General features: G+C 53.9%; 12 protein-coding genes. 3 read left to right on the plus strand and 9 right to left on the minus strand.

Translation table 11 applies throughout. The features are described from left to right. Positions 1-9: 9 nt before the first annotated feature. The 6 genes from OHL23_RS09350 to OHL23_RS09380 form a co-directional block, all read right to left on the minus strand. A complete protein-coding gene (locus tag OHL23_RS09350; RefSeq protein ID WP_263351510.1) occupies positions 10-882 on the minus strand; it encodes an NmrA family NAD(P)-binding protein in 873 nt (290 codons plus the stop codon). Positions 883-1,359: 477 nt separating this feature from the next. Next, positions 1,360-1,920, minus strand: coding sequence for a hypothetical protein (locus OHL23_RS09355; protein WP_263351511.1), 561 nt, complete (start codon positions 1,918-1,920; stop codon positions 1,360-1,362). A gap of 803 nt (positions 1,921-2,723) precedes the next feature. Further along, positions 2,724-2,939, minus strand: a complete 216-nt coding sequence (locus tag OHL23_RS09365; RefSeq protein WP_263351513.1) for a hypothetical protein — start codon at positions 2,937-2,939, stop codon at positions 2,724-2,726. Between the two features lie 364 nt (positions 2,940-3,303). Continuing rightward, entirely contained in the window at positions 3,304-3,933 is a 630-nt protein-coding gene (locus OHL23_RS09370; protein WP_263351514.1) for a response regulator, read from the minus strand. Then, positions 3,930-6,995, minus strand: coding sequence for a sensor histidine kinase (locus tag OHL23_RS09375; protein WP_396127325.1), 3,066 nt, complete (start codon positions 6,993-6,995; stop codon positions 3,930-3,932). Before OHL23_RS09375 ends, OHL23_RS09370 begins: the two co-directional genes overlap by 4 nt. A 7-nt stretch (positions 6,996-7,002) precedes the next feature. Continuing rightward, positions 7,003-7,896, minus strand: coding sequence for a LamG domain-containing protein (locus OHL23_RS09380; RefSeq protein ID WP_263351516.1), 894 nt, complete (start codon positions 7,894-7,896; stop codon positions 7,003-7,005). Positions 7,897-9,266: 1,370 nt separating this feature from the next. Between OHL23_RS09380 and OHL23_RS09385 the strand changes: the two genes are divergently transcribed. From OHL23_RS09385 to OHL23_RS09395, 3 genes are read left to right on the plus strand one after another with little or no spacing between them, the layout of a single operon-like run. Beyond that, positions 9,267-10,052: a succinate dehydrogenase gene (locus OHL23_RS09385; protein WP_263351517.1), complete on the plus strand. Its 786-nt coding sequence runs from the start codon at positions 9,267-9,269 to the stop codon at positions 10,050-10,052. Then, positions 10,053-11,867 carry a fumarate reductase/succinate dehydrogenase flavoprotein subunit gene (locus OHL23_RS09390; protein ID WP_263351518.1) on the plus strand — a complete coding sequence of 605 codons (1,815 nt, stop codon included), beginning with the start codon at positions 10,053-10,055 and terminating at the stop codon, positions 11,865-11,867. It abuts the gene before it with no gap. Between the two features lie 14 nt (positions 11,868-11,881). After that, a complete protein-coding gene (locus OHL23_RS09395; RefSeq protein ID WP_263351519.1) occupies positions 11,882-12,619 on the plus strand; it encodes a succinate dehydrogenase/fumarate reductase iron-sulfur subunit in 738 nt (245 codons plus the stop codon). Between the two features lie 35 nt (positions 12,620-12,654). Here the strand turns inward: OHL23_RS09395 and OHL23_RS09400 are convergent, their stop codons facing one another. From OHL23_RS09400 to OHL23_RS09410, 3 genes are all read right to left on the minus strand, one after another. Further along, positions 12,655-13,224, minus strand: coding sequence for a hypothetical protein (locus OHL23_RS09400; RefSeq protein ID WP_263351520.1), 570 nt, complete (start codon positions 13,222-13,224; stop codon positions 12,655-12,657). A gap of 187 nt (positions 13,225-13,411) precedes the next feature. Then, positions 13,412-13,666 (minus strand): hypothetical protein, encoded by a 255-nt coding sequence (locus tag OHL23_RS09405; protein ID WP_263351521.1) that lies wholly within the window; start codon positions 13,664-13,666, stop codon positions 13,412-13,414. Between the two features lie 227 nt (positions 13,667-13,893). Continuing rightward, positions 13,894-14,262: a response regulator transcription factor gene (locus OHL23_RS09410; RefSeq protein ID WP_263351522.1), complete on the minus strand. Its 369-nt coding sequence runs from the start codon at positions 14,260-14,262 to the stop codon at positions 13,894-13,896. Positions 14,263-14,276: the final 14 nt, after the last annotated feature.

Consider the following 14,276-nt stretch of genomic DNA (forward strand, 5'->3'; position numbering starts at 1 on the left):
ACGGCGGAGTTAGCCGCGATTCACGAGCTGAGCTATCACCTCACGAAGCGGCGTCGCTCCATTTACATGCTCTGTTCCTGGGACGCCAAAGTGAATCCAACCAGAATTGAATCCATCGACCATCTCCGCTCGAGGCGCCGTTCGTCCCTCTGGCATCCCCTGTGAAACCCATAACGTCTCCCATTCCGCCCTGGGAACGGCAATCGCCTCGACGGGACGTCCAACTGCTTCTGCGGAAGCATTTGTTATGTCGAGGGGGCTGTAACCTTCCGGGCCCGCAACTTCGATATGGCGAATTCCGGTCCAGCTCTGGGTAAGCGTTTGTGCACCCACCTTGCCGATGTCCGCGGTCGCAACGAGGGGAAACTTTCGGTCAAGCGGATGGAGCTGAAACCGGATCTTACATTCATTCCGCGCGCTCGGTAAGTCACCGGCTGAGTTCTCAATGAACCAGCCGGCGCGCAGAAATGCATGAGAGAACGGAAGATCGCTCAACGTCTCTTCGAGGAGATGTGAGCTTGTGATCAAACCCAATCCACTGGCCTGTTCCGCTCCTATGGATGACAGATAAACCGCCTTCGACGGCAGAGATCTTGATAGTGCCTCATGCAGGACCTTCAACGTCGCCTTGGTCTCGGCGAAGCCTGGGGCCGGTGCGAAGTTTGGAGGAACCATGACGAAGACGCCAGCGACACCGGTGAACGCGGTCGTTAGCGCATCCACATCGTCGTAGTCGGCTTTGAAGAGCCCCACACCTCGCCTCTGCCACTCCTCTGCTTTCTCGGGATTCCTTACGATCCCTCGAACCTTCTCGCCCTTTGCAAGAAGGGTGCGCGCGACGGCGCCGCCTACCTTCCCTGTGATTCCCATGACTGCGTACATGTTGATGGCTCCTGGTTTCTTTTGTTCTTATGGGTGACACCGCCAATCGAAGCCGCGTCGTCACCAAAAAATCCTATCAAGCCCGCTACTCGGGCAAAGCGATACCGCTGAGGCGCTCGCAGATTGCGAGGAGCCGATCTTGATTCGCAATGTCGTGGGCAGTTGGAAGAGCACCCTTCCTCCTTAAGTGATAGAAGTACTCTCCAGTGACGAGTGCCTCAGCTTGATCGCTTGAGGAAGCCCAACCTGTGTGCATGTGCCTCATTCGAGATTAGGGGTTGATCGTTCTATCTTTTTTCGCTACTGTTGCTTTGAAACTGTTGACTGCGTTGAATACCTGCGATCGTGCTATACGGTGGCCAGCTCAGCAGGAAGATCGGCTATTAAAGCACTCTTGCAACCGTACCCATGGCTGGGCCACCGCGAAATTCGCAGGTCCTTGTACCTATTCACGGTGAGTCGAAAACTAAAGGCCACCTATGCGTCATAACAACCTGTCGATTCTGAGATAGGCGGAACAACGCTGAGACGATCGATCGCATGCTTGACAAGTCCTTGCACCTCAAATGGCGACAGGCCGAGAAACTTCGCAACCTCTCTTTCAGGCGAATGGATGATCAATCTCAGCATGAATGCCAGGCGGGGGAGATCGGGCAAGCTACCAATAGAACTCGACTGAAAAAACTGGTTCTCATCTTCCTCTCTGCGCGCGTCCGACAGTACCGCAATCGCCTGAGTGATGAGAACGTCTCGAACCTGACTGTAAGCGAGTGCCGGAATAGAAGATTCAAATGCAGTCACATCGAGCTTCGCCATCGTGCGCGCGAATGTGTCTTCGACGAGCTTGCCATCTGCTACGAGATGCCAAACCAGCGTTGCGAATTCATCCAGGTGCTCGAGCAGCAGGAAGCACCATGATGCGCTTTTCGGTGATGGGGTAAATGATACGGATGTGAATGAAGTTGCCATGGCTGTTATTCCTAGCTTCGTAATGGGGAGGGCTGAAATCCAATTGACTGCGGAGACGTCATGCAGCACGGCCTTCCGAACGGCTGGTCGCCTCCGCAGCACGGCGGTCTGCTCTTGGTTTTGAGCAGCCGAACCGCTCGAAAACGTCGTTCATCGTATCCTGCAACCGAGTGTTAGGGCGATGCATTTTGCGGGTTGCCTTTGCTATCAGCCGAGTGAGTAAATAGCGATTCGATGCATGGGCGAGAGCCATAAATGTTAAGTCAGCACGCATGGTGTTCCTCCGGATGCCCGATCTTAGTTGCAGATGTTAATTTCAGGATTGATGATCTGCTATATGACGATGGCAGCCCTTTTTGAGGGGCACCATTATGGCAGGTACGACGAGCGATTTCTGTCGCTGCGCCTGATCTGGATTTGCGTGTGTTCGTTCCTTGAGCCACGATCGCACACTGAACGCGTATACGCCGATGCAAAACAGGTTCGCGGGAAAAAGGCCAAGCTGTGACGTTCGCAATCCAATTACACAAACGATCAAGCTGTTGGCTGTTGCGACAAGGAGTCCGATCCGGGATTTTCGTGCGAGCAGTATTGTCGCTAGGACGGTGAGGAAACAAGAGAGATAATCCAAATGGAACATCGCGAAAACCGAACCTCCAATTGAAGCTTCACCCGATTCAGAGAATCGATGATTCGTGATTCTCTGATTTGTCCTCCGTGCTCGATACTGCTGAAGTGACTATGAAGGAAGACTCGGACGAGTGCATCCCGCTAAGGAAGGTATTTTCAACGCTAATGATGGATGGGTATCGGATACCACTATTTAGGGGGATATGATGCCCAGGCATCGGGACAATTATTTGCGTTCAATCTCAATCAAGTGGAGAATTTTTCTGAGAATCATCGACGAGTTGAACGCGGCCTTCAGGAATAATGATTTCGCGACGACCGAAGAGACGCGCATCAAGTGAAAAAGCGCCCGGGCCAAGCAAAACAAGCGCGGCGGATATCGCAGCCAGATTGAATGCAGTTAACGCACTGATGTGGTTGTTCGCTTCAGTCATCAAAGACGGCGAAACGCCCGTCATAAGATAACCAACTGTTGCCGCGGCGCTTGCAACGGGTGTGAGAAAGCCGACGAAAATCGCTGCTCCAACAGCGATTGCGAGCGATCCAACGACCCAAGCGCTAATCGAATGACCGTTGGGTCCAACGAGCGCTTCAATTGCGTAAATGATTGCATTGACAGCAACAGTAAGCCGCAGAAAGATGAGGCCGATGCCTGGCCAACCCTCCGGGAAGCTGGAAAAGAGCCTTTGCAGCCGGTGCCTCCTCAGGCGCAAAGACACGCCAGAAGAAGACTAGCCTATTTCGCTGCGAAGTGGACCCCCAGAACGAGTGCTTTTTCTACACCACTTGGAAACTCGAAAGCACTCGGAAATGCAGGTAAAACTAGAGATGTATGATCCCGCGTCTAATTCCGACAGCGACGGCCTCGGTGCGATCGCTTGCGCCCAGTTTTTCCATGATGTGCTTGATATGTCCCTTCACCGTTTCTTCAGAGATGAAAAGGAGCGCTGCGATGTCGCTGTTGCGATTTCCCCCCGCGATCTTCTGAAGGACCTCAACCTCTCGCTTGCTCAATGTTTCATCTCCAATATGCTCGATGAGGTGAATTGCGACCTCGGGAGGGATTTGTTTCTTCCCGGCATACACATTGCGGATCATATCTACGAGCTGCTTTCTGGGCATGTTTTTGAGCATGTAACCTTGCGCTCCCGCCCCCAGCGCGCGCTGAATCTCGGCGTCTCCTTCAAACGTCGTTAGCATGATCACTCGGGCATCTGCAAACTCTGTGCGAATGGCAAGCAGTGCGTCGATGCCCCCCATATCCGGCATCCGGACATCCATGAGTGTCACGTCGGGCTGATGTTCACGAAATCCCTGAATGGCTTCGTGTCCAGTTGATGCCTCTGCAACCAATTGCATGTCAGATTCATTCCTGATGACGGCCGCAATGCCTTCCCTCATGAGAGGATGGTCGTCAACGCAGAAGACTCGAATCCTTGGGGTAGCGCTCATTTATGTACTCGCTTCGCTTTGTCATGCTTCGGTGTCTCGAGCCTCTCTCGGCTGAGCCAACGGAACCACTGCGATATCGGGCCATTCGAACCTTTTTCGAATGCGATCGTGCCGGGAACCGTTAAGTCTATTTCAGTTCCTGCGCCAATGCGGCTTCGAAGTCTTAGATTAGCGCCAATTCTTTCGGAGCGCTCTCGGATGCCGGCGAGTCCCCAGTGCCCCTCACGACCTGTATGCAGCACTTGAGGATCGATTCCACGGCCATCGTCGCGCACCAGCACTTTAAGATGTCTACTCGCATATTCTACTTCGACTTCGATGCGGTTTGCCTGTGCATGCATAAATGCATTCAATAAAGCCTCGCGGCCAATGCGATAGACTTCATCGCGGATCAGCGGCCGCAATGGACGCGTGACACTATCAACGATAACGCGGAAATCAGTTTTGTCGTCCAGGGGAAATTCCTGTCGTAGTCGCGAGAAGGCAGTCTCAAGGCTTTGGTTGCCCGATTCCGTTGTGCGTAACCCACGCAGCGTATTTCTTCCTTCTTCAGTGACCGTACGCATCAATTGCAGGACCCGTTTCAAGAGAGGCTTGGTCGGAGAGTCCTCCGGGAGTTGGTCTTCAGCTACATCAAGCTGGAGAGAGGCGCTCAGGACACCTTGCAGCAGTGTGTCATGCAATTCCTGCGCAATGCGCGTACGCTCGGCGAGCCGTTCTTGGAAGCCAACATTCAATCGTTTCGTCAATTGGTGAATGCGTAAGTGATAAATGGCGAGGATCGTCAGGCAACACCCTGCAAGACAAGTCACTCGAAACCACCACGTTTGCCAGAATGCAGGTTCGATCAGGAAAGGGACAGAAGTCTCCGGACCATTCCAAAGACCGACACTGTTGGAGGCAACAATACGGAAGAGATATGTGCCAGGGCCCAGGTTTTTATAGACAACCTGCCTTGACGCAACGATATCGCTCCAACCTTGATCGGAACCATCGAGCTTATAGCGAAAACGGATGCGTTCTCGCGCAGCCAAGTTCATATTGTCGTAATTCAAGGTAATGCTCTGAATTCCAGAGGGAATCTGGATGGGGTTCTGCGCATTAACCTGATTTCCGCCAGCGGACATAGATTCGATTCGCACTGCGACTGGGATCGAATTTCTGGAGATGACGATCGGATCGGCCATGGACAAACCCGACTTAAGCGAAATCCAGATGCGTCCTTCAGGATCAGCAACTACGGTGCGGTCGCGACTCACGCCTTCCACCCCCTGGAGGCCGTCGTAGATTCCATAGCTTTGAACATCGGTATCAGAGAGCAATCCGCTCAACAGCCCGTCCCTATTGACGCGAAGTACGTGATCTGAGGTGGTGAACCAGAGGGAACCCATCCCGTCTTCCGCAACTCCGAAGATCTGCTCCCGTAATGCCTCAGGCAGCCTCGGTGGAACTTTGATTTTTCCGGAGGATATGTACGCCAGACCGCCGGGAGTTACTACCCACACCACATGTTTTGTGTCTTCAAAGATTGTTCTTACTATTGACGATGGTAGGCTGTCGCTAGCTGTGTAAATCGTCCAATGCCGATTTGAGAACGAAGCTAAACCGCTGGGGGTAGCCAACCATGTTGTCCCATCGAAGCCGTCGACTATGGAATTGACAGCATTCGAGGGGAGTCCACTGGAGTCCGAATAATTGGTAAATTTCCCGCCATTCAATCTGCTTACACCAGCACTTACAGTCCCAGCCCAGATCGTCCCATCGCGTTCACGGTGCACGGAATAAACGCTGTTCTGCGCAAGGCCATCCGCCTGCGTATAGGTGTGGGCCGTAAATGAATCGCCCTTTCCGGCCAGCACTGTGAGACCGCCATGTTGCCGGCCGACGCAGATTTCACCGTCGCTACCGCTAACGGAATACACAACATCGTGTTCCAGTCCATCGAGAGTTATATGACCGACTTGCCCTCCCTTCATCCAGTAGAGGCCACCCGAGAGCGGCGCAAACCAGATCCGGCCCGTGGAGTCCGGGTAGACTGAGCCAATCCCTGTTGACGGAAGACCGTCAGAAGTCGAATAGGTTGTAAACATTCCATTTCGCAGCCGCTCGACTCCTCGCGAACCGCCAAACCAAATATCTCCGTCGAGATCTTCATAGATTGCTGTTACTTCAAACCCAGGCTTTGGGTTGAGCAGGTCAAGCGAAACAGCGCCGGATGGAGTAATGCGCAAGATGCCATGGTTCGTTCCAATCCAGATGTTTAGGTCACGATCTCTGGCCATCGCCAGAATCTGTAATTGCTTCAACGAAGAAGTCAAGTTAAGGGTGGCCAGTACGCCACCCTCCCACAAATGAATGCCGTTGTCGGTTCCAATCCATAAGCCGCCGGTGTCTGCGGGCAGAAGAGCATTGATCTTCGAATCCTTGAGCTCCTGCGCAACTGTGGAAATGTGTCTCTGACTCAGACGAAAGAGACCGTTATCTTGTGTGCCGAGCCAAATACTCCCGTCTCGCGTCGCAGCCAGGGAGATGACAATACCGGGATTTTGCTCTGCACTGACTATTGTCTCCAGGCGTCCTCCCTCATATCGGAATGTCCGATCCCCGAGTCCGGAGAGAATGACGCGCCCCTTGTCGTCGGAAGCGGTCGCTGTAAAGGTGATGTCCTGAAGATCGAATCTTGTGTATGGATCCTCAAACTTCCGGTCATGATAAAGAAGCATGCGGGGACCTTCGAGACGAATCCACAGATTCCCGCTGGCATCGGTAACGAGGCCGCGCACGGGACTAATCGGAGGCGAATCTGGAAGAGGCCGCTGAATCAAAAGGAAATTGGACCCGTCGAATCGAACCAGACCTCTTTCGGTTCCAATCCACAAATAACCATCGGCCGATTGGCGAATGGCGTAAATCCTTCCTCCAATAAATCCTTTATCTTCGCCCCACTTGTCATGTACGTATTGTGAGATTCTCCGGGTGGGGTCTAATCCAAAAGCAGTATTCACAAGACATAAGAGCGCGATCCCATTTATGAGTCCTTTGCGTAGCCGATGCCTCTGCATCACGATTTCACGGAAGGAATTCGAATTTTTCAATCACAACCTCGACTGGTTGTTGAGGTGAAGTCTTCGTAGGTCGATAACTGTACAAGCCCATGTGAACCGTTTCCTTGGCAGGAGTCGGAACTCCCGAGGTAAAGATGTGTTCACTAATGGTCGCGGCTCCGGGGCCTATCCCCGATCCGCGGACAGTCTTAAAGGAAACGCGTCCGGACTCCCAACGTAACATGTGGGTCAGCACTCCGGCCGGGGCCGTGAATCGAGAGACGTTTTCAGGGACATAAAAAGGTTGGACAACATATTGCGCATTCTTGCTGTCTGTAATACCCCAGCGGCTCAATTCGATGTCAAGTTCACCAGGGATGTCATCCGTTCGAAAGTCATCATTTGTATATAACCCCAGAGCAGCAGATGGGCCAAAATGACCGGTATCTTGAACGACAAAGATGTACGAACCATAACCAAGACTGCGGGTCAGATTAACCTCGGCACATGTCCATAGGCCATCGTGCTCCTCCATGCGAAGATGCAGATAGCCGTTCTTATCGGTCCATACATTCGAGGGATCGTAGGAGTTGGGTTGCCCTCCTCGGTCGCTCGCCGCGTTACGCACGCTCCAGTCATATCCACTAAAGTGGATGACCTTAGAAACAATCGGTGCAGCAGGCATGCCCTTCGAAGTAGCGATTGCGACCACGCCGTTGCCTTGTGCGGGCAAAGTCGCAACCTTGGTTGCAGGGTGAAAGCCGGGCTCAACTAAGATCGCTGCATAATCGGTACCGAGATGGGTCGCGTTTCTCCATGTCGAATCGGGTTGAATTTTCGTAAAAGGCTGATTCGCAAAAGGTTGAATCCACCAAATGTCGCTACGTGCGTAAAGTACGATCTGTTGACCGGGTTTCACGCCGCTTGCCCGTCCTTCAATAAAATCCAGTTGTACCGGACCTCCAGGATTGGCGGCGGGGACTAGCGTGATTTGAACGTTTGGTTTGGGAGGCACCCTATTCGAATTGCAGGCAGAGAGAAGGACGCTCACGAACAGGAGGAGTCTATTCGATCGATGCTTTTTGATGGAGGAAGTGCAAGGGGAAGGTTTCATATTCCTCCAAATGTTAGCAATATTTGACTGTTAGCCCGCTATCGCACCACGTTTTTGGATTGTCGTAGCGGTGTTCTCAGACGTCAGTCATATATATATACGCTTCGACTGGGAATACCAATGCTGATCTATGGAGAAAACAATAGCGGTGTTCTGATGATAATTCCACATCCCGCTCGGACATCCAGCTCACACAAAGGCCGGATACATTCGCGCAGACCAACAAGTCATCCGCATTTTTCGCTTGCAAAACGGCGACGGACCATACATCTGGATCGCCGACCAGCTGCGAAACCGTGAAGATGCCGACGTGCTTCGTCTCGAAATCGCCAACTGAAGAAGAAAAGTCCCACCTGCCCCGAAAGGCGACTTCCGTGTAAATCACTGTCAAGGGAAAGGCACGAAATTTCTTTGAGCGCGCTCGGAGAGCGCTACCGCGACACGGTAGAGGTCAGGAGTTCGAGTATCCTCGTGCCTACCATATTTATCAACTACTTAGAAGTTTTGACGATCGAACTGCTGTACATCGGTTCGATAACTATCTTCCGCACCGCAGTTTCAGCCCGCCAATTTCGATCCATCAGCGCGTCCACGACCCGGCTCCGTCTCTTCTTGGCCGTGAAGCGCCAAGTGTAAACGTTCATGGTTGTTACGTTAGCGTGCCGCATCAATTCCCGCACCACTTTGACGTCGTCTTCATCTGCCTGAGGCAAAGTGGAATAGGTGTGCCGAAAGGTGTGGAATCTAACCCACTTTGATTCTGTTGATAGATAAGAACGTTCCGACTTGCAGATCGCCCGCCCAGAACCGCAAGAATGATGCGAGCCGAAGTTGGAACGCGGTTTGGCTTGTTGGCTTCAATCGGAGATCACGCCTGGACAGACCGGCGGACACTAGATGACTTCCGTTATCTTTCCGGAAGCACACAGCGACTCTAACGTGCAGAGTTTAGCTGTCACGTGCCGTGGGGGATGAGCTCAAAGCGGAGTTTTCGCCCCTCGCGTCCAAATTCCAAACAATCATGAATCAGAAGTGCGGTCAGGCTCGCATGGCTGCCGGTCCGGATTCCGCTTGATTTACATGGCGGTGGCTTGCGGCGGCGTGTTTACTATACAATGCGATGCCATCGGGCGGGATGGGCGTAGTCCGCGAATCCCTCCGCCATGGAGGGACTCGTGTCAGCTCCCGATGTTGTCTGGAAGAACGGCAAATTTGGCCAAACATCAAGGCGCGACGCCTGGTGGCTTTCTCCGGTGGCAGTCTTTCTAGGTTTCGCCTCGTTTCTGGTCTATGCGAACTGGGCGGCGTTCCAGAACAGCCACTACACCTACGGACCTTATATCTCACCGTTCTATTCCCCCGAGCTTTTCGGCAGTTCCCCGCACGCCTTGTTTGGCCCGAAACCGAGTTGGTATCCGAACTTTCTACCCTTTTCCCCGGCTCTGTTCATTCTCTGGATACCTGGCCTGTTCCGCTTGACCTGTTACTACTACCGCGGCGCGTATTACAAATCGTTCTGGGCCGATCCACCGGCCTGTGCGGTGAGCGAGCCGCGCAAGAGTTATCTGGGGGAACGAACCTTTCCGCTTATTCTGCAGAATTTTCATCGCTACTTTCTGAGGCTCTCGTACATCGTCTGGGGCTTTCTCGTCTACGACGCCGTGAAGTCGTTCTTCTTTCCCGAGGGATTTGGGATCGGGATTGGCAGTCTCGTTCTCGTCGTGAATGTCGTACTCCTTGGCGGATATGTATTCGGGTGTCATGCGTTCCGGCACCTGATCGGTGGGACATTTGACCGTATTTCGAATCACCCTGTACGACACAAGCTCTACGATTGCGTAAGTTGCCTGAACGCGGGGCACAAGAAATGGGCCTGGGCGAGCCTGTTTTGGGTTGGGCTTTCCGATATCTACATCCGCCTCTGCTCGATGGGTATCTGGCATGACTGGAGAATTCTCTAGATGCCAGAATTCCAACGGTTTTCCTACGATGTTCTGGTGATTGGAGCAGGCGGAGCAGGCCTGCGCGCCGCCATTGAGGCCGGAGCTAACGGCGCAAAGGTAGGAGTGGTCTGCAAATCGCTGCTCGGCAAAGCGCATACCGTGATGGCCGAAGGTGGCATCGCAGCGGCACTTGCCAATGTCGACGATCGCGATAGCTGGCGCGTCCATTTCGCCGATACGATGCGCGGCGGTCAGTATCTCAATAACTGGCGCATGGCCGAACTGCACGCCAAGGAAGCGCCGGAATGCGTGCGTGAACTCGAGGCATGGGGCGCGCTCTTCGATCGCACGAAAGACGGCAAGATTCTTCAGCGAAACTTCGGCGGACACAGGTATCCCCGGCTGGCCCACGTCGGCGACCGCACCGGCCTGGAGATGATACGCACACTCCAGGATCACGGCATCCATACGGGGATGGAAGTCCACATGGAATGTACCGTGCTCAGCCTGCTGCTTGACGGAAACCGAATTGCCGGAGCGTGCGGATACGACCGCGAGAAGGGTCGGTTCCAACTGTGGCAGGCGAAGGCAGTGGTGATGGCCACCGGCGGAATTGGGCGTGCCTTCAAGGTGACGAGCAACAGTTGGGAATACACGGGCGACGGCCTCGCATTGGCGTATCGCGCTGGAGCCGAACTCCAGGACATGGAATTCGTTCAGTTTCACCCGACCGGCATGGTCTGGCCGATTAGTGTGCGCGGCATTCTCGTAACAGAGGGCGTGCGCGGCGAAGGCGGCGTCTTGCGCAACAGCGAAGGCTGCCGGTTCATGTTCGACGACATTCCCGACCTCTACAAAGAGCAGACTGCAGACTCTGAAGAAGAAGGCTGGCGGTATACGCAGGGCGATAAGGATGCGCGGCGTCCGCCCGAACTGCTCACGAGAGATCACGTTGCGCGGTGCATCAATCGTGAAGTGAAGGCAGGCCGTGGCTCTCCGCACGGCGGTGTCTTCCTCGATATTTCCTGGATCAAAGAGCGCATGCCGAAAGCAGCGGAGCACATTCAACGCAAGCTCCCAAGCATGTACCACCAATTCAAACAACTCGCCGATCTGGACATCACCAAAGAGCCGATGGAGGTTGGTCCCACGACTCATTACATGATGGGTGGAATCCGCGTTGATGGCGATTCGCAGATGTCCACTGTGCCAGGACTTTTTGCAGCCGGAGAAGCAGCGGCAGGATTGCACGGCGCGAATCGGTTGGGCGGAAACTCCCTGTCGGACCTCGTCGTATTCGGACGGCGCGCAGGACACTTTGCCGCAGCATTCGCCAATGCCAACGGCCCGGTAACCGTCGACGAAGCGAAGATACAAGCCACGGCAGCGGCGGCCCTTGCGCCCTTTGACCGCGGTCCATCCGGCGAAAATCCATATCAGATTCAATACGATCTGCAGGAGACCATGCAGGACCTTGTCGGGATTGTGCGTGTCGAGAGTGAAATGCGGCAAGCGCTCGATGCAATCGGGCAATTAAGCGCAAGAGCAGAGAAAGCGGGTGTCACAGGCAATCGCGAGTACAACAATGGTTGGCACACGACGATTGATATTGAAAATCTGATGATGGTGTCGGAAGCGATTACCCGTGCGGCGCTTCTGCGAAAAGAGAGCCGCGGCGCGCAGTTCCGCGAAGACTTCCCCAACAAAGATTCGGAGTGGGGAAAGTACAACATTGTCATCCGGGGCGGAGCAGACGGTGAAATGCAGGTCGAGAAGCGCGCACTTACGCCGATGCCTGACGAATTGAAGTCAGTGGTTGAGGAGATGAAATAGCGGGAGACGAATCGATGGCCACATCAACGACATTTCGCATTTGGCGCGGAAATCCAGCAGGCGGCGCATTCCAGGACTACACAACGCCGGTTGAGGAGGGGATGGTCGTCCTTGACGCCGTGCACCGCATCCAGGCGCAGCAGGCGCCCGACTTAGCGGTGAGATGGAACTGCAAAGCCGGCAAGTGTGGATCGTGCTCTGCCGAAATCAACGGCATACCCAAGCTCATGTGCATGACCCGACTGAGTGCAATCAATCTGAACGCGCCAGTGATTCTGGAGCCAATGCACGCGTTTCCGATCATACGCGATCTGGTTACGGATGTTTCTTGGAATTTCCGGGCCAAGAAGACGATCAAGCAATTCAAGCCGCGCCCACCCGATGCAGCCGATGGCACATGGCGCGTGCAGCAGGCCGACGTCGAGCGCGTGCAGGAGTTTCGCAAGTGCATTGAATGTTTTCTCTGCCAGGACGTGTGCCACGTTCTAAGAGAGCATCACAAGCACGAGGAGTTTATCGGTCCGCGTCTGCTCGTCTATGCTGCTGCACTCGAAATGCATCCGCTTGATATCGAAGACCGGGTCAGCGATTTGAGGCATATTCACAACCTCGGTTACTGCAACATCACGACTTGTTGCCGGCAGGTGTGTCCCGAATCGATCACGATTACCGAGAATGCGATTATTCCGCTCAAAGAGCGCGTGGTGGATCGTTACTTCGATCCTCTAAAGCGGCTCTTTCGAATCCTCTGACTGAAACTCGATGCTCAATGTGCCGTGGAGATTTGCTATCTTGGCGGGGCGTCCTGGGCGTCCAGGGAAGCGAATTCCTCTTCCAATCCATCCCATTCATAGGCTGGATTTTGCAGCAGACGAACACAGCGATTCCAGCGAAGGATGGCATCATCGTTTCCTTCCGGGCGGATCTTTTCAGCCTCAGCAAAAGAGCGTAGGGCCTGGTCGAAAAGCGCTAACAGAGAAAGTGGCAGTTGCCCGGCGTTGAGCTGCGCTTTCGCGCGTCGCTCGTGCAAAATCCCTGCGTAGTAAAGCCGTTCATACGGATCCTGAAGCTGCCGGAAGAGCTCTTCGGCTTCCCGGTAACGATCGGACCCGCGGCCGGTGAACTGATCTGTCAGTGCGAGGCCGAGTAAACGCAATGCAAGCTGATGCTGCGGTTCGACGGTCAAAATATCGAGGCAGATAGATTCTGCCTCCTCCGGCTCGTTGAGCGAGCGATATAGCTCCGCTTTCGCAATGGCCTCGCCGATCCCGGCTGTTGAAATACGCTTAATCGTATATTTCATGCTCCTCTTCCTCCTCGCTCGAATTTCCCTGACATCGTGAATCTTGCGAACCAAGCCACATTCTCCTGCCTCGCAATTCCACCTAGCGGCCAGATCAAAAGCCGATGCGCCTGCATCCAACCGCACGTCAAGCTCAACTATGTCGGGGATCAGCAGTACACGGTAGTCGGCTGCCGCTGCAGATTGCTGATCGCCCAGGAAACTCCTTGCGCCGCGCTTGTGAACGAGCCTTCGGTCCTGTTCAGCCTCTCTGTCTTGTTCCAATATCCTCTGCGAAGAAATACTTCAGATCGCCCTCCATCTCAAGGACGCTGGTTTCAACAATGGTTGACGGACCAGCCTTCTTAACCACGACATTATGCTTCTTTCCCCAGGCATAGTCCAGACTTGATTCGACAACGCGGTTACGCTCACTGAAGGCCCGTTGCAGAATCTCCCTGCCATCGCCAGACATCGTGTCGCGAAGCTGCAAACGCTGGTCGCCGGACGCATGCACATCGGCTATCGCGGCGGTAAATGCGACCCTTGGCCATCACGTAGTGGGCTTTGCCGAGTAGAGACTTGCACGCGTGCCGATCGGCATCGCTGGGCTAATTTTCAATTGCACTGCGAAGGCGCGCACCGTCAGCGTAGATTGATGAGCACCTCGTACTTGTGAGCTTCGTATTTGGGAGTCGCAATCGATTGACATAACGATACCAGCGAACCACAGGCAAGCTCAATTTAGACACAGACTGAGTCGACCAATTCAACCAGAGCATCTCCGTCAACTGGTTTTCTGAAGAAGCCTAAGGCACCGCTTTCCAGATAAAACTCTTCCGATCGTTCCGACGGCTTTCCTGTAATGATGATTACGGGGACGGCGCAGTTGCTGTTTTTCAAATGTTGTAGAAGGCCGAGACCGCTCATTTGTCGCATCTCGACATCCGAGATGATGCAGTTCGTTTGGGAAAGTGTACCGGATGTTAGAAATTGTTCTGCGGATTCGTAGGTCTGGGCACTATACCCAAATGAGGACAATAGGTTCGCGAGTGATTCAAGAACTCGGGGATCGTCATCTATAACCGCGATCGAACAGGCCTGCGCACTCATGGGTAACCCTCGAG

Origin of the sequence: Acidicapsa acidisoli (assembly GCF_025685625.1) — a bacterium.
Lineage (GTDB): Bacteria > Acidobacteriota > Terriglobia > Terriglobales > Acidobacteriaceae > Acidicapsa > Acidicapsa acidisoli.

Excerpts from the sequence above, each read along its gene's own strand:
- OHL23_RS09350 (WP_263351510.1), bottom strand. The coding sequence starts at position 882 with ATGTACGCAGTCATGGGAATCACAGGGAAGGTAGGCGGCGCCGTCGCG.
- OHL23_RS09365 (WP_263351513.1), bottom strand. The coding sequence starts at position 2,939 with ATGACGGGCGTTTCGCCGTCTTTGATGACTGAAGCGAACAACCACATC.
- OHL23_RS09370 (WP_263351514.1), bottom strand. The coding sequence starts at position 3,933 with ATGAGCGCTACCCCAAGGATTCGAGTCTTCTGCGTTGACGACCATCCT.
- OHL23_RS09375 (WP_396127325.1), bottom strand. The coding sequence starts at position 6,995 with ATGCAGAGGCATCGGCTACGCAAAGGACTCATAAATGGGATCGCGCTC.
- OHL23_RS09390 (WP_263351518.1), top strand. The coding sequence starts at position 10,053 with ATGCCAGAATTCCAACGGTTTTCCTACGATGTTCTGGTGATTGGAGCA.
- OHL23_RS09395 (WP_263351519.1), top strand. The coding sequence starts at position 11,882 with ATGGCCACATCAACGACATTTCGCATTTGGCGCGGAAATCCAGCAGGC.
- OHL23_RS09410 (WP_263351522.1), bottom strand. The coding sequence starts at position 14,262 with ATGAGTGCGCAGGCCTGTTCGATCGCGGTTATAGATGACGATCCCCGA.